This window comes from Marinimicrobium sp. ARAG 43.8 (genome assembly GCF_050113635.1).
GTDB lineage: Bacteria > Pseudomonadota > Gammaproteobacteria > Pseudomonadales > Cellvibrionaceae > Marinimicrobium.
This window is the reverse complement of the sequence record NZ_JBNJLT010000001.1, coordinates 145,356-161,841: the sequence shown is the minus strand read 5'-3', so window position 1 is coordinate 161,841 and position 16,486 is coordinate 145,356. Positions and strand designations below refer to the sequence as shown.

6 protein-coding genes are annotated in these 16,486 nt (G+C 54.1%); 3 read left to right on the top strand and 3 right to left on the bottom strand.

The window, feature by feature from the left end:
* Positions 1-22: 22 nt before the first annotated feature.
* From ACQCLF_RS00600 to ACQCLF_RS00590, 3 genes are all read right to left on the bottom strand, one after another.
* The gene (locus tag ACQCLF_RS00600) at positions 23-2,053 is read right to left on the bottom strand and encodes a hypothetical protein (protein ID WP_426984295.1); all 2,031 of its coding nucleotides are present in this window, start codon (positions 2,051-2,053) and stop codon (positions 23-25) included.
* Positions 2,054-2,121: 68 nt separating this feature from the next.
* Complete coding sequence (locus ACQCLF_RS00595) at positions 2,122-5,772, bottom strand: TonB-dependent receptor domain-containing protein (RefSeq protein ID WP_426984294.1); 3,651 nt, start codon at positions 5,770-5,772, stop codon at positions 2,122-2,124.
* A gap of 290 nt (positions 5,773-6,062) precedes the next feature.
* Positions 6,063-10,073 (bottom strand): carbohydrate-binding protein, encoded by a 4,011-nt coding sequence (locus ACQCLF_RS00590; protein WP_426984293.1) that lies wholly within the window; start codon positions 10,071-10,073, stop codon positions 6,063-6,065.
* 526 nt (positions 10,074-10,599) lie between these two features.
* Between ACQCLF_RS00590 and ACQCLF_RS00585 the strand changes: the two genes are divergently transcribed.
* The 3 genes from ACQCLF_RS00585 to ACQCLF_RS00575 all read left to right on the top strand — a co-directional run bounded on the left by ACQCLF_RS00585 (position 10,600) and on the right by ACQCLF_RS00575 (position 16,435).
* Complete coding sequence (locus ACQCLF_RS00585; RefSeq protein WP_426984291.1) at positions 10,600-11,958, top strand: sulfatase family protein; 1,359 nt, start codon at positions 10,600-10,602, stop codon at positions 11,956-11,958.
* A 339-nt stretch (positions 11,959-12,297) separates the two neighbouring features.
* Positions 12,298-15,084, top strand: coding sequence for a TonB-dependent receptor (locus ACQCLF_RS00580; protein ID WP_426984290.1), 2,787 nt, complete (start codon positions 12,298-12,300; stop codon positions 15,082-15,084).
* 100 nt (positions 15,085-15,184) lie between these two features.
* Positions 15,185-16,435: a glycoside hydrolase family 16 protein gene (locus ACQCLF_RS00575; RefSeq protein ID WP_426984288.1), complete on the top strand. Its 1,251-nt coding sequence runs from the start codon at positions 15,185-15,187 to the stop codon at positions 16,433-16,435.
* Positions 16,436-16,486: the final 51 nt, after the last annotated feature.

Below are 16,486 nucleotides of genomic sequence, written 5' to 3'. Positions count from 1 at the left end.
ATAAAAGGAGGAGATGAAGGAGCTAGGGCACCTCTACCAATTTCACGTTATCGATCACAAACTCCCCGTTTGGATTCCAAAGGTTGGGGTTGAAAGTGATCATGACGCTCCGGGATGCCCAGTCATTGACGTCGGTGAAGGCGTCTACATCTATGTAGTGCTCGAACTTGGCCAGCTCTCCTTCTGTTTGGAAGAAGAAGTTTCTGGAGCGGGGTTGAACCTCTGTTGTCAAGTCGGTGCCGACCGGGGAGGTGGTACCGTCTGTGGCGTCAAAGATTGCTAAACTCATGGGACTGTTTCCCGTGCCGCCTGGTGTGAGTACCCTTACGTCCATACTGAGGAGGTACTTCTTACCGTTTTCGATGGTGCCCGCCGGCAGAGTCAGCTGTGCATTATTCCAGTTCGTAATGTAGAGGCTGTAGGCCCCACTGATGACTTCGTCAGGATTTTCGGTAATGCTTGCGTTTTCCGCGTCGCCGACTACCCAATCACCCATGGTGCCGCCTTCGAACCCCACATTGTACTCTCCAGACTGCGCTACGTGGTTGTTGCCAGCGTCAGTGGAGTAGCGCATTGCGACTACGTCATCCAGATTCATATTTGCCATTGTGTACTGAACTTCACGGCTGTTGGATGATTCGGGACCTGCCATCAATGACGCCACATGGAAGGCATGTTTCGTCCAAGCTTCACTGTCCGAAGGGTGAATCCCGAAGCGGCGGGAGAAGTCTTCGGTCTCATTTGCGCCAATGATGTTTACGGAGTAAGCGCCCCAACCGCCAATGCGTTCTACTTGGCGGACCAGGTAACCAGCGTTGGGTTCTACATCGAAACTGTTGCTCAGTTTCGGCTCGCCAGTCGATACGAGCTGGAAACTTCCGTCCCAGGCGTCACCTGCGGTTTCTACGGACAAAACGGAGGTGTCGTCCGCAGACCAGCTAGAGAGATCTCCGCTTTCGAAGCTGCCGTTGGCGATAAGGTTCTCCGGGGCTTCACGAGTGACCTCTATAGAGAAAGTACTGCTGATCTCGAAGCCGCCTTCACCGTCATTTACATCAAAGCTGTATTCGAAGGTCTCGGTCGCCCCGACGGTATCGATATGGGTGGCGAAGTCCACCGGATCAATGACCAGTTGAGTACTGCTGGATTTGTCGAACGCGAGTTCCGGGCCGCCGTTTGTTGGCGTAATGCTATCCCACACGATGGTCAGCGGATCGCCGTTACGGTCGATGATGTATTCTGGGTCGTTAAGCTCCACATACGCCAAAGAGTCATTGGTAGTGAACACGCCAGAGTAGGTGTTATTCACCATGGGGGCTTCCGGCTCATCCACGACCGCGCTGATGGTGATGACGGCAGTGCGTTCAAGAGAGTGATTGTGGTCCTCGACGTTATAGGTGAATCGAAGAGTCAGAGACTCGCCTACGCCGATATCGCCGCCAAAGGCCGGGATGTCGATGGTCAGCTCTGAGCCCGACTGGGAGTAGCTGTCTACGGAGTTTTCCGAAGAGGCGGAGAAACCACTCACGGAGAGTTCTTCGCCATCAGCGTCAGTCGCGCCTTGCAGAAGATCTATGGTCACTGCGCTATCTGTCGCCTTGTAGGAAGCTTTAAGCTGATCGAACTCGGGCGCAGAGTCTTCCCCTTCGATGAGAATGGTGGCGGTGCGTTGAGTGCTGTTCTGGCCATCGGAAATGTCGTAGGTGTACACCATCTCGTAGGTTTCACCGCTGTCGATCATCGGTGCTATTGCAGAGGGGTCAACGCCGATGCGGACTTCCTGAGACGCGTCAAACCCGGTTTCATCCTCTTTGCTGGCGGTTAGGTTTTCAACGCGAAGGATATCCGCGTCGGAGTCTACTGCGTCTTTCAGTAGATCGATCACCCGCGCATTGTCGGATTCGTGGAGATTCACGGTAATGTCGCCGCTATGGGTAGGGGCGGCAGCGCCGATGGGTTTACCGGATTCGTCACCATCATCGCTTCCGCAGCCGGTCAATGAAGCTGCGATAACCGCGGTCAACAGTGCATGTCGTTTTTGAAACATTTTCATAAATTTCACCACTTATTGTATCGAGAAGGGTGTGGGCCTCCCGGACCCACACCGGCTCTGTTTATTGGTTAGAAGTTCACACGGACGCCCAGGCGGTAAGTAATGCCCGTTTTGAACTCAGAGTAGGTGCGCGATTTGGGGGTTTCGCCATCCATCGCGTTACCTTCTTCAAGCGCCACAAAATCGATGGCTCCTGTCTCTTCGTTGTATACGCGATCCACGGCGATTTCACGGCTGGTGAAATACTGGCGGAAGGCGGCATCGGTCAGATTAATGGCCTGGAACGTAAAGCTGACATTGTCATTCAGCTCGTAGCTAGCCGAGAGGTCGAGCGAGTCGCGGCCTTCGTTCCACAGCGTGCCCTGATTCCAGGTCCGCCCTGACAGCCCAGTGTTCCAGTCGCTACCCACCAGGGAGTCGCTGGAGCCTCGGTAGCTCAACCGCACCTGGTGACCGTCCTGCTCCCAGAAACCCGTCAAGTTGTAGGTGTGCTCAGGAGTGTCCGCCACTGGCAAGGTCGGGAGCATCTTGCTTGGATCAATGCTGGATTGGTCCGCGTCGTACTCACTGTCCTGATAGGTGTAGTTGGCCGACATACCCAACCCGCTCAGGAAGTAGCCGGGCAGGAAGTGGTAGGTTTGTTGATAGCCCAGTTCCAAGCCTGTAATAGACGCGCCTTTGCCGTTGATGACCTTCTCTAGGCTGTAGATGCCGCAAAGGTCGCGCAAATCATCACTGAAACGGTTTGGATCTGAGGGAAACCAACCATAGTCAGCGGTCGCGCGCAGCGGCATACAACCGGTAAGCCCGTTGTCATTGGTGCCATCGTTGGCAGGCAGCATGACCAGATCGTTCGGGTCAACGGTGCCCTCAAGATCGCGGAGATCGGTCAAGTACACCTGAGCGCTTTCGGTGTCGGTGAAGTTGCTCATGTCTTTGTGGAACACTGCCGCGCTGACCATGGCGGAGTCGTCAAAGTACCACTCCAAAGACAAGTCCAGGTTCTTGGACTCCAGCGGCTCAAGCTGGGTATTGAACTGCTGGAAGCGGCCGACGTTGGGATCGCCCGTACCCCAGTAGCCGCCTTCGTTGATGCTGAAACCGGACTGCAGTTTGTCAATTTCGGGGCGCGTCATCGTTTTGGATACCGCGAAACGACCAATTAAGTCATCGGTAAATGCGTAATTAACGTTGAGGCTGGGCAACACGTTTTCGTATTCATGGCTGCCCGTGGCTGCGAAGGACTTCAGCTCTTTGTTGACGGGGTCGATCCATGTATACGCATTGGTATCTGCGTTATCGGTGGACACCGAGGGATCATAGTCCAGCGGTGGTTCGTCCAGCCCAACTCCCCATGCACCGTTGCGAACGGTCGACACGTCAGCGTAGCGCCACATGGTGTACCAGTTGATGGCGACGTCGGGGTCGGACAGACTCTGGTCCTGTTGGTACGCAGCCCAGGCGGCATAGTCCGGATCGTGGCAGGGACCCTGATCGGGAATGGGGGTCCAGCCCGACGGATCCGGACCGGCGGAAACATCCCAACCTTGGCCGTCCACACGCTGGTATTTTTGTTCGTAGCCTTTGCGGTTCTCGGGGTCACCAAACACCGGAGCGCGGCATTCGGGGAGGCTGGTGTCGCGAAGTTCGCGCAGTTTGACGAGATCAAATTCGCGCTGAAGCGTTTCGCCATCTTGCCAGAAGTCGACACCGCCAAAGCCGTCGGCCTGGATTTCAGTTTCCACATAACGAACACCGATGTCACCGGTCAGGCGGTCATCCATGAAGGAGAAATTGGTCTTCAGGTAGATGGCAGCGGTGTCAATATCAATGGCTCGGGTTTTGGTCTTGTCCGGTGTGCGAACGGTATTCTCATCGTCCAACACGAGATTGATGGTCTTTACGCCATCAAACGGAACCCAGTTTGCGATGCCTGGAACGTCGTAGTCCAGCGAATCCATGAAGTTGACCCACTCGAGGCCGGATTTTCGAGCGTCTACGCCTCTAACGTCCGTCAGGGGGCCGCCGGGAACGACGATTATCTTGTCGTTCTCGTCCCGAATCACTTCGGTTTTGGTGATACTGTTGAATTGGTAATTCTGCTGATCAACGAACTTCTCACGACGGCTGGCTTTTGCCCCGAATTCAACAGTTGTCAACCCGAAGGTGTTGACGTCGTAGTCAAAGTCCAACTGAAAGCTGGTGAGTTCGTCTTCGACTTTAATCGCATTCTCAGAGAGGAAAGACAGGTTCTGAGAGGCAATGTCGGCCGGGTTATAGCCGGTAAAGGCGGTATTGTCCTCGTACGCCGGTGTGTCGGGGAGCGGATCGATTTGCTCTCCAAGGTCTACAAAGCTGTCACCCGTAACGAGCTTACAGCTTCCCGAGGTGCAATCAAAACCTGCAGGCTCAATGTCGCGGCCAGCGTCGTACAACAAACGAGAAGGCACTTGAACAAAGTTCTGCATGACCGCGTAGGCGTTGGGGAGGCTTTCGGACTCGCTGCTGGAGTACCCCAGCTTGCTCTCCACCCGGAACTGGTCCGTAAACTCATGGGAGAAGTCCAGAGTGGCGCTGATATTTTCCCGCTCGTCACCGCCTACTGAGGAAACCACATCGCCTACGGAGAAACGGTCCATCTTCTTGATGAACGTGTTTGTGTTGGTATTGATCGTGTACCAATCTTCCTGAGGGTCAGTAAAGGATGCCGCCGGGCGGATGTCGTTGGGAAGAATGTCCCGACCTTCCACGAAGTTCTCGACACGGTTGTCCCGAACGGAAAACGCATCTTTTTGTTGGGTTTCTTCCTGCTTGGTGTAGGTACCGTTGAGCATTAGCTCGGTGCGGCTTGTCGGAGCCCACTGGATGCCCAGGTTGGCCCCTTGACGGTCATTGGTGTTTTTGGACTGTTCGTAGAAGGTGGCGGTTGGCTGAATCGCCTTTACCCCAGAGATGATGTCGCCATTTTGATCGCGAGCGACCTCTATGAGGCCTGAGGCTTCGAAGTCTTCTACTCGGTACTGGTCTCGACGATAGGTATTGGTTTCGTCGTAGACGGTCAATGCAACGCCGAGTGTGTCATCCAGAAAGGTTTCCGATACGGAGCCCTGAACTTTATAGTCACTTTCTTCGCTAAAGTCGTTATAGCGACCCTGAACGGTCAGGGAACGAACGTCATCGGCTCGGTCCAGCGGGCGGGTGGTCACCAGGTTAATGGAAGCGCCCAGAGAGCCTTCGTCGTGGTCCGCACTGGGGGTTTTGACCACTTCCAGCTTGGACAAGATGTCGGTCGAGAAGGAGCTGAGGTCCACGGCTTGACTAAAGGAGGTGGACGTCAGTTGCTGCCCGTTGATGGAGATGTTGTTCTGGTTGGCACCGGCGCCGCGAACGGTGACCTGAGCCCCTTCGCCGTTGCGCTGGACCACGGATACCCCGGTGACCCGACCCAGAGCATCAGCAATGTTCTGGTCGGTGTTTTTACCCATGTCTTCGGCGTTGATGGTATCCATGATGTTTTGGGCGGTGCGCTTGTCATCAATGGACTGCTGCAGTGCCCCGCGGATACCCGTTACCACGATTTCTTCAAGCGACCCAACCTCGTTCTCATCGTTCTGAGAATCAGCGTTCTCGGCTTGTTGCGCGTAGGCGGAAAACCCGTAGGTGGCGAAGATGGCCGCAGAGAGGGCGGTCAATTTAAAGTGCTTGGTAATGGATGGCATCTTGAACCTCGCTGGTAGTTGCTCATTATTTTTATGGGAGCCCCCGAAGGTGGAGCTCTCAAAAGGATAGGCAGTCTGCTCGACGGGCAGGTTTGTTAATTATCCTTACCCTGATTGTGAACCAATACAAATTATTGTCAATAGGAGATTGGTGACAATATACAAAAATGGTAGAGAGAATCGTGCGCCATTTACGTCGGCTTAGATGAAAAAGGAATATGTCGGCTGAGGGGAAGAGAAAAGGGGAGGAAAGCGCCCCCACAGCGCTGGCCGTGGGGGCGAAAGGGAGGTTAGCGTTGCGGTTGGGTAGAGAAGTCCCACACCGTCAGGTTTGATACCGTCAGCTCACCGTTATGGCGGAAGTCCGCCAGAATCTGGTTACTGGTCTGGAGAACACTGACTGGTACCGGTATTTCCAGCGTGGCGAAATACCGCTCAGCGCTGTTTTCCTTGGGGCCGCGCCAATCGATGGGTGTCTCCACGGCTGTACCGTTGATAATGAGCGAGTCCAGAGTCAGGTTCCCCCCCTCTACATCGTCTTCCCCCGGGTAAAGAGCCACGGTGAGACGAAGCATGGCCTCCGCAGCGCCGGAAGGCACTTGAACACCGTTGACGTTAAGCTCCAAAGCTCCGCCAGATACGGAGACGCGGTGCGGCTCGCTGCCACCACTGACGCTATCGCCGAAGTACTTGTGCTCCTGTACCTGCTCGTTAACCGCAATCGTGGTATTGGTGCTGTAACGCAGCACGATGGTGCCGTTGCCTTCAAGTGTTACGCTGGAAGGTGATTGCGCCATGTGCCGGCGGTCCAGCAGTACGCTGTCGTCGCCCGGATAATACAATTGGCGGAGTTCAACATTGCTGAGGCTGTTGCCCCCAAGGCCGGAAACGTTCAGGTTGATCGTAGTGGCGGCGGTCTCAAGGTTGTTGAGAATCACAAACAGGTCGGAACCGTCGACGTATGAGTCTACCTGTACGTCCGGGTCGGTGGAGGCGGTGTCGACGCGAGTGCCCTGAACATCTTTCCACAGCTCATAGAAACGAATGTAGGGCGACCATTCCCAGTTGCCGCTGTTGAGTTGGTCTTCAATCAGCATAGCGTAGTGGTAGCGGGTAGTGCAGGGTGTTGCATCGTCGTAGCCGCAGCCACCTGGGAGGTAGCCCCACAGGGGTTTGGCGGGGGTAAAGGGCATGGACTTGATGACGTAATCCGGCCGCTCCAGGAACTGCATCAGCATGGCGTTAAAGGACTTCAGGCTTTCCGCATCGAATCGCTCTTCGTGAGCGCGCTGGTCCCAGCCGCCCTGCACGGCGCCATACTCGGATAGCACAATGGGCTTACGGTTGTTGATGCCGTTCTCGTGCACGTCATACCATTCCATCATATCCAGCATAGCCTGGACATGGCCGCCGCGACGCAGGGTTTCCGATCCTGTCATATTGACAGAGGGCCAGTCGTAGATGTGCACTGCATAGAAGTCCATATTGTCGCCAGCGGCGTCCATAAACCCTTTCCACATCACATCCCACTGGTACCAGTCTTGGGCCCGCGTGTCGTCTACCGGTGTTGCCATCGCATTCTTATAGAAGGCTTCGGCTTCCGCCTCCTGTTGTGGGTCTTCGTGGGTGATCCACTGATCGTAGGCGTCGTCGGCATAGCGTGAAATACCGTCCCGGCGATAGAAGTCATGCTGGCCCCAAGTCATACCCCCAATCATGGGTGCTTCGCTGCCAAGGCGGCTGCGGATCTGGTTCGCTACAAGGTTGTGGTACTCCCAGATTGCCTCCTGGTTGGTCACCATAAACGCGCCGGTTTTCATTTTCATATCCGGCTCGTTAATGACTTCCCAGAAGGTGGGCATGGGCTCACCTACATGACCATTGCCGCTGTGAGCGAAGTATTGCTCCAGGTATTGGCCCATCCACTCCGCTGAGGTTTGGATGTTTTTGGGTTGCCAGCCGGTCGTGGTGAAACCGGTTGAGTACCAGGACAGAGTGGGGTAGGTGGGGTGGGGATTGGTCCCGGCAATCATTTCGGTTTTGCTCTCCGGGAATCGGTCGTATAGGGGCGTATTCTCGTAGAGTTGCCGCAGCTCTTCGCCACGGGTCACCATCCACTCCAGGTCAGCGTGGTTGGGCCGCTGCTCGTCTTCCGGTGTTTCACCGAACTTCCAGGTCGCAGAGCCGTTGTCTCGGCCGAAGTACACATCCAGGGTGTTCAGAACGTAATTGAGCTTGTCCGTGTGCCCGTTCCAGTCTTGCTCGAACACTGTGGAGTGCATGGTCATATGGCGGTCACGGCCAAAATCGGAAACACCGTTGACGATGTGTTCGATATTGGCGTTGACATTGACCGTCACCGTTTCCGCGTTGCTCACCTGGGAGGAGGAGCAGCCATTGCGGTTGGCAAACTCGCTGGCTGGAGTGCCAGAGCAGGAGTCTTCGGCATTCACCACGCCGTCTCCGTCGCTGTCACGGCCTGAAGTGCTACAACCGTCCGGGCCAACGTTGACGCCGAACGTGGTGGTGGGGCAGTTGTCGCTCTCATTCATGACGCCGTCAAAGTCGTCGTCGTCGCCGCCGGAGCTTTCGCAGCCCTGTTCATCCACAAAGGCGTTTTGGGTGGTGGAGGGGCACTGGTCGATCAGGTCGCTGATGCCGTCCTCGTCCCCGTCGCGTTGGGAGGGTGAGCAACCTTCGCCGTTCGCGACCTCCGAGTCAGGGGTGTCGGGGCAAACATCATTGATGTCCGAAATGCCGTCCCCATCGCCGTCCAGGTCATTGTCCACGACGCCGATTCGACGGAACTCAATGGCATTGATGTTGAACTGGAAGGCCTCAGAACCCGCGCCTGTGATTCGAATGCGGGACTCGCCGGGGAAGATGTTAAAGCGAGTGCTGGAGGTTTGGTCGTAGAAAGTGTCCCAGTCGCCCTGACTGGTAATAGACGTGGTGTTTCTCAATACCAGGTCACCATTGTGATCAGTGACCATCAAACCAGCGGCGGTTCCTCCGCTGTTGCCTGTGGCAACGCGGTACACGGCCTCGTACAAGCCTCCGTCGCTGTGATCAATCACGAATTCAATGTGGTCACCCGCATTGAAATAGTTCACTGCAGTTCCGCCGTCCACCTGATAGGTTTCCAGCTCGCCTGCCGATGCCTGATAGTGCTCCGCCTCCAAAGTGAATGTACCGGAAACCGGGATCGCGTCACCGGAGGGGGGTGCGCTCGACGTGCTGGACGAGGCACTTGAGGACACGCTGGAGGTACTGCTTGAGGAAGCGCTCGATGAGGTGCTGGAAGAGGGAATGGACGAGCTGGACGAGGCGCTCGAGCTGCTGCTGGAGGCGGTGCCTGCAAAACTCAGCTCAAAGGCGTCCAGATTCCACTGCCAATCATTGCTGCCCGCGCCCTGAAGGCGAATGTCGACTACCCCTTGTGGTAGATAAACGCTGGTTGTGGCGTCCAGGGCGTTGAATGTGTCCCAGCTGTCGGCGGGAACGGATGTGGTGTGCTTGGAGATCCAGCTACCGCCCTCATTCACCAGTAATTCAATGGCCGCGCCGGAACTGACGGCCGTACCGATGTAGTAGGTCAGGTCGTAAAGGCCGGACTCCGGCACTGACACCTGGTAGTCAGCGTAGTCGCCACGGTTGACGTAATTCAGGGCCGTTGCGCCATTTACCGTATATACGCTGATGGGGTCGGGCTGGCCATCGGAATAGGTTCCGCCAATGGCATGATAGTTTTCGGCCTCTTGCCGTAACCCTTGGGTGGGCCGGGGCTCAACGTTGCTTTCCATTAACGTCAGCCGGAATTTATCCATGTTCCACTGCCAGTCATTGCTGCCTGAGCCGTGCAACCGAATGCGGACCGTACCGGCTGGCAGTTGGACGGTATGGGGCGCAAGGACGGACTCGAAATAGTCCCAGTGGCCGGTGGGCACGGTGGTCTGTCCCTGGCTGTTCCAGTTGGAGCCGTCGTTGACCAGAAACTCGAGTTCCGAGCCCGAGCTTACTGAGGTGCCCACCAAGTACTCCACGCCGTAGGTGCCGGCGTCGGCAAGCGCCAATTCGTATTCGACGTAGTCTCCACGATTGACGTAGTTAATGGCATCGGCGCCATTGACGGTATAGACGCTGACCGGTTGTGGCTGTCCATCGGCGTAACTTCCACCAGACCCGTCAAAGGCCTCGGCTTCAACTTCTAACGTTTGCGCGACCGCGTGATACCCCGCCAATGTGCCGCCCGAGAGGGTGGCAATCATCAATGGGAGCGTCGCTAGCTGCTTCTTATTCATATAAAAACCTCTAAGCATGATTAGTTATAAAGTTATTGATAACTAGCTGCCCTCGGCTTCCTGGGCCGCTAGCCGGAATTCCTTTTCGTTACCGCTCGAGGTGGCAACGCACTCGCGTGATCCCTGTGAAGGTAGGGGCGGAGTGCGGACACATCGACCCATGCCAGCGACTGTCGGTGTATTGTTTGGGCATGGATCAAGGTGGCTGAGCCCTTGGCGTTGTATTTGTGGTTGCGGGCTTTATTGGTTACATTATAATGTCGACAATATATTAGTTCGAGTCATCCCAAAAGGTGGGTTGGTGGGGTTAGATGCCATTCAACCGGTTTTGAGACGAGAGTCACACTGGCGTGATGATTTGAACGCCTGTTCGATAGGTTGGTGGGAGCGTTGGGTTTTTGGTGAAGCAGGGGTCGGGCGTTCTATATATTGATAACAATATACGATAAATAGGTGAAATATGGCTGTTATGGGTCTGGGTTCGTGTCTGTCCCAATTCACTTGCTTGATAGGGGGACTACTGTGTTTGCTCCTATCCACGACCGTCGAGGCTGAGGCAACTCAGCCGAATATTCTGGTGATTCTGGCAGATGATCTGGGCTATGGAGACCTCGGACACACCGGCTCCAAAGAAATCAGGACGCCCAATATCGATGATTTGGCCGCCGGAGGGGTAGTCATGGAGAACGGCTATGTGACCCACCCTTACTGTGGTCCCTCTCGGGCGGGTTTGCTGACGGGGCGTTACCAGGCGCGTTTTGGGATGGAGAATAACGTCGCTTACTCGCCATTCGACCCACATGCCGGGCTTCCGGAGCATGAGCGAACCTTTGCCTCACGTCTGCAGGAAGTCGGTTATAGAACCGGTATTATCGGCAAGTGGCATTTGGGCGCCGCCCCGAATCACCACCCCAATAATCGGGGGTTTGATTACTTTTACGGTTTTCTATCAGGAGGTCATAACTATTTTCCAGAGGGCGTTAGCGTGACTCGTCCTCTGCTGACAGAAGGTGGTAAGCCGGATTATATGGTGAACGAGGGTGGGTACTTGCCGCTGTTGCGCAACAATGAGGGGGCGACCTTTGATGAGTACCTGACCACCGCGCTTAGTCGCGACGCCGCCCGGTTCGTGCGCGAGAGTGACTCGCCCTTTATGCTGTACCTCTCCTACAATGCCCCCCACGCACCACTGGAAGCGCCTCAGGAGGTTATCGATCAGTACCAACACATTGAGGATCCGGAGCGGCGTCTCTATGCAGCGATGATCGACGTCATGGACCAGGGTATAGGCAAGGTGGTGGATGCGTTAAGGCGCTCTGGTAAGTACGACAACACCTTGATTATCTTCCTTTCGGACAACGGCGGGGTCTATCCCGAGTCTTGGATGCCCCATGCCGACTGGGCTGACAACTCGCCTTTCAGACGCGGCAAGGTGAGCCTGCTGGAAGGCGGAGTACATGTACCTTTTTTGGCGCATTGGCCCGGAACTTTACCCAAAGGTAAACGCTTTGATGGGTTGGTATCAGCGTTGGATATCGCAGCGACTTCCGTGGCGTTGGCCGGCGCGGAGGCGCCCGAGGACAAACTCGACGGCGTAAACCTCATACCATTTTTGACTGGTGAGCGAAGGGGAACGCCGCATGAGGCCCTGTTTTGGCGACTCGAAGAAGCAGACTACCTATGGGCCGTTCGTACGCCGGAATACAAGTATATGCAACAATCCTTGCCGGGGGTTGGAAAAAGCTTTTTCGATATGACGAATGATCCCTACGAAAGCGAAAACCTGCTAGGGAAGCACCCAGAAAAACAGAAGGAACTGGCCGAGCTATGGAATGAGTGGAATGCGAAGAACCAGTCCAACATTCTGCTGCAGGCCTATCCTTAAATGGAACGCCGTAAAGCATTTTACGACGCGCTTTACGAGGAGCGCGTTCAAGCCGCCAAGGAGCGGGAGCCCTATACGGTTCAGTAGCCTATGGTAACCACCTCCCGCCGCCCTAAAGGGGCGGCGGCGACCTATGTAATAACATCTCCCCGTCAGAATCGACGCTCTCTCTTCTTAGCTCTTAGCGAATTTTTCTTAAAAAAGATAAACTGACTAACATCGAAAGAGAAGGTTTCGTTCGGACAGTGCAACCGTTATACAAAAATACGTAAAAATAATGTGTCAAAAACCTCCTGGAAAACACTCTATTTTATAGTGAGGCGATAAGAGGCCTCGCGAATGAGTTTAAAAGATAACAATACTCAGGAGATAACAGTGCGACTAAAGAGAAGATCGATTGCCACCGCAATCATGATGGCAGCGGGATCCAAGACAATCTTATTGACTGGGTTGCTGGCTATGCCCGCAGTTGGCCAAGAAATTTCACAGAATGAAAACCCGGTGATAGAAGAGATTGTTACAACGGGAATCCGGCAGAGCCTTGGCAGAGCGAAGGATATCAAGCGAGAGTCGGCGCAAGTTGTTGATGCGATTGTTGCTGAGGATATCGGTAAGTTGCCGGACTCGAATATTGCAGAATCACTCCAGCGGGTGTCCGGTGTGCAGGTTGATCGAGGGATCGGGGAGGGAACGTCTATCTCTATCCGGGGGCTGCGAAATAATGTGGTGTTGGTTAATGGTCGAGAGGTTTACGACGCGGCAGGTCGCGGCGGTCAGGGGCCGGACACTTTGACGACGTCGTCATACGGCTTGTTGTCCCTCGTACCCTCAGATCTTGTTTCCCGGCTGACGGTAACAAAGCTTTCGGCCGCCGATGATATCGAGGGGGCTGTCGGCGGTACAGTTAACATTGTCACTGCAAAACCGTTAGACAAGGCCGGTTTGGTCGCCTCGGGCACCGTTTCCGCTCAGTATGGGGATCTAGCAGGAAAGACAACAGGAAAGGGGTCTTTCTTGGTGTCGAACACGTTTCTGGGCGACACGCTCGGCTTCCAGCTGAGTGGCTCTTATGGGGAAAGCGCCATACGCGAAGATGGGTTCAATACGTTCTCTGGTTACACACGGTTGTCAAATGGCCTAAGTTTTGAGGATAAAGACGCATATAATGCCGTCACCGGGCCCGGTGGCGAGCTGGTCAACCCGGACCCGAACGGAGACGGCGTGCTTGGCATCTACCATCAGGATCCGAGGTTCTGGCAGATTGATGATGCACGCGATCGGGCTGGCTACAGCTTTACCGCCCAATGGCAGCCGACTGACAATACTGAGTTTACCTATGACCTGCTGGAGTCGAGTATTGAGTCTGAACGGGATCGCCACTGGTTGGGTGTATTCTCTGGGTTTGGTGCGCATACGGACGCGGTACTTTCGGAGAATGAGGTAATGTATAAGGGAGTGGTGCACCGCCCGGTTCAAACCAACGTGGAGTACGCTCGCTTCTCAAATGATGTAGTTACCCACGCCCTGAACTTCGATTGGGCGGTCACCGACTCCATTGAGATGACCTCCGAGTTGTCTTTCAATAACTCGGACAGCCGGTCACATCAGAATTTTTTCAGGCTGCAGGCGAACAACGCCACCCCAACGCCCTACGACTATCGGCCCAAGTATCCTTCCTACAGTTTTGGCAATACGGTGGTTAACGGCCCGGAAGAACTGCATTTATCGATCCTTTTTGATAGCGTTCTGAAGTACCAAACTGACCACTCGGCCTTTCGCTTTGACTTCGACCATGATTTGACGGACGCGCTTAGCCTGGAGTATGGGGCTCGCTGGTCGTCACTTGAGACTAAATTTAGCAATAATTCGGTGGATCTTCGTCCGGCTACGCCTGCGGACCAGCTGGAAGCGTTTACCACAGTTTGGTCAAGTCCTGATTTTCTCTCAGGCGAGGCACCTGATATGCCGCGGTCTTACCTCTCTGCCTCGGAAGTGATGAAGGCCGGTGGATGCACCGTTATGGAGCAATTTTATCGTAGCCATCCCGATCCCGCGCAGACAGAAGCATATTCCGAAGGCAACAATCCGGGGTTGGGCTGCGATACCCGCTCCCCCAGTTACAACACCGTGGAGGAGGATTTCGTCGCGCTTTATGGGAAGATTAATTTCTATACAGAGTTGGGCGCTGTCCCCGTATCCGGGAACCTGGGTGCTAGAAACCTTTCCAGAGAGCTTGCCTCGACGGGTACTCTGAGGGTGGAAGGTGAGCAGCCGTCTCCGATAGTGACAACAGTCAGCAATGACGACCTGCTTCCCTCGGCAGTGGTGAAGGCAAACCTTTCTGAGGATGTCGTTGTGCGAGCGGGCGCTGCCCGTGTTCTGTCGTACCCGAACACCGGCGATCTGAAAAACGATTTACAGATCTTCGGTAGTGGTAACGGAACTGGCGGATCCCCAGAACTAAAACCCTTTGAGGCTGATCAGCTGGACGTTTCCATCGAATACTACTTCGGGGACGAGGGAATCGCATCTTTGGGTTACTTTGCGAAGGACATCAAGTCCTTTGTGGTACAGCAAACGACGTCGGAAACAATCCCTAATTTTGTCAATCCTTTGGACGGATCCAACCAGGGTCTTATCTCTAGAGGTATCAACGGTGATGGTGGGTCCATTGACGGCCTGGAGCTTTTGTACCAGCAATCGTATCCTCGCCTTCCCTCGCCGTTTGACGGGTTGGGTGTCATGGCAACTTACTCGTATATTGAGAGTACAACACCCTTTGAAGATCCCTCTGGAAATAAGTTGCCCCAGCCGGGCTTGTCCGAGAACAACATAAACTTTGTAGCCTTTTGGGAGAAGGGGCCGACGGGTGTCCGTCTCGCCTATAACTGGCGTGATGAGTTTTTGGACAGGTTGGGATTTAGTGGGTCCGGTATCTATCAGGACTCATATGAGGATTTGTCACTCACAGCTAGCTGGAACGTGAATGACCAGCTTAGTTTGAATCTTGAGGCAACGAACCTTCTCGATACCAGTCAGCGTCTGTATAACACAGTTCCTGAAGCAACGAGAAGTATCGTTCAATATGGGCCATCCTATGGGGTGTCGTTGCGCTTTTCGCTGTGACATAGAGTCCGATAAAGTGCAGTTCGTGTATAGGTCTTTCCATGTCTTTACTGGATGGGAAGGCCGAGTTTAAATTACTAAATGTCTTACGGGTAACGGTATGCGTATTAATTTTTTGAATGGTATCGGACAGTTCATGATCGTTGTTGCCGCTATGGCAACGTGTTCTCACGCGAGTGCGGACGGTGATATTGACTTAAGTCAATGGACCATGAAGTGGAATGACGAATTTGATTATTCAAATGATGATCTGGATAAAAATTGGATATCCCAGAACGGTCCAACCGAGAATGAGTGGGTACTTAGTAGTCGCTGGCGGGATAATGCTGTGGTAAAAGATGGAGTTCTTTACTTGCTTAGCAAAAAGGAGAGTCGAGGAGGTCAGGATTGGACGACAGGAAACGTCTGGACTAAAGAGACCTTTGGGTATGGCTATTACGAAGCTCGAATGAAGTATGCCGGTGCTTATGGCACCAATAATTCATTCTGGCTGTGGCCTAAACAAGGGGTTGGAGAAGGCGATAAAGCCTGCGAAATCGATATTAATGAGGGGCATTTTCCAAACATCATCAATACCAATGTCCATAACTGGACAGACACCTATACCTTGCCCAGTGGAAGAGTGACACATGATGACGATCAGCTGCATCACACTTTACATGGTTCGCCGGATCATAAGGTTGACCTGAAACGTCCTGTCTATACCCGAAAAGTCAGGCTGACATCCAATAATCCGGCTTCCATCCACGTGTCTGAGTTTCGCGTTGTAGCAGCGGAGCCCGGCGAAGGGTACAGCAAAGGTGACAACCTGGCCGTCCTGGAAGGTACTGATATTGAAACCAATGGGGTTTTCGAAGAGCTCCCGTCAAAATCGGTTTACGCCATAGATGGAAGGGAGAACACGCGTTGGGTGTCCAAGAAACACGGTCCAAAATGGCTGGAGTTGAGTTGGGACAAAGAAGTACCGGTAAGTCAGATTGAATTTAGGAATGGCTGGCTGCAAGAGTATGGGGCCTCCAAGGGAGAGTACCGGAACCTGATCAGCGATTACAACATTGAGTACCACGATGGAAGCCAATGGGTCAGTGTCGCCAAGTATCATGCCAAGGAGGTTGCAGACTACTCCGAACAGTGGCATCGCTATGGTTTGGAGTGGGACGAGGATTACTTCCGTTTCTATTTCGATGGCGAGCTCTTTTACGAGATGCGAAATAATGTTTGCTTCAGCGATACGACCATTCTGTTAAGTTTGGCCATTTTAAAGGCTGATATTGCGGGGCCTGTGACCGAAGCGATTGACGGAACAAGTATGAAAGTGGACTGGGTTCGATACTACACAAAGCGCCAGTAACCATCACGATCTAGGTAATCCGAAAACAGATGTGTTACCAGCCCGTCGTTT

Excerpts from the sequence above, each read along its gene's own strand:
- ACQCLF_RS00600 (WP_426984295.1), bottom strand. The coding sequence starts at position 2,053 with ATGAAAATGTTTCAAAAACGACATGCACTGTTGACCGCGGTTATCGCA.
- ACQCLF_RS00595 (WP_426984294.1), bottom strand. The coding sequence starts at position 5,772 with ATGCCATCCATTACCAAGCACTTTAAATTGACCGCCCTCTCTGCGGCC.
- ACQCLF_RS00590 (WP_426984293.1), bottom strand. The coding sequence starts at position 10,073 with ATGAATAAGAAGCAGCTAGCGACGCTCCCATTGATGATTGCCACCCTC.
- ACQCLF_RS00580 (WP_426984290.1), top strand. The coding sequence starts at position 12,298 with ATGAGTTTAAAAGATAACAATACTCAGGAGATAACAGTGCGACTAAAG.
- ACQCLF_RS00575 (WP_426984288.1), top strand. The coding sequence starts at position 15,185 with ATGCGTATTAATTTTTTGAATGGTATCGGACAGTTCATGATCGTTGTT.